The organism is Streptococcus sp. KR (genome assembly GCF_002238115.1).
Taxonomy (GTDB): Bacteria; Bacillota; Bacilli; order Lactobacillales; family Streptococcaceae; genus Streptococcus.
Map to the genome: position 1 here is coordinate 1 of NZ_NGVM01000176.1, position 386 is coordinate 386.

Genomic DNA, 386 nt, shown 5'->3' on the forward strand with positions numbered 1-386 from the left:
CTATTGCAAATCTTCAATCTCAGCTTGACAAAAAAGAAAACGGATGGACACAGACGGGCAATATTTTTACCGTCTTTAGTGATTTACCACCGTACATCCCTCAGAACGCTTTGTACAAGATTATAAACATTGATGATACTAATACTCTAAACGAAGTAAAGCCGATTAACCAGCCAAACGTTATGTTCACGAAAATTAATGACGGTCAATGGTTTCAATCTGGTTTACTTCATTTATAGGTGTAGGAGATGAATAAAATGAATATGGCAGATACGAAACAATTAACAACTTTATATAATGGCTATTTCACTTTTGCAGATTTAGCCAATCAACCTAATATTACAAAATTTTTACCAGTCGAAGCTCAAACCGGAGCTGCTTTTATG

At 34.7% G+C, this 386-nt stretch carries 1 protein-coding gene; it reads left to right on the forward strand.

The annotated features are described in order from the left end of the window. The coding region (locus CBI42_RS13030) for a hypothetical protein (RefSeq protein WP_218822071.1) at positions 1–239 on the forward strand (239 nt) is incomplete at its 5' end. Positions 240–386: the final 147 nt, after the last annotated feature.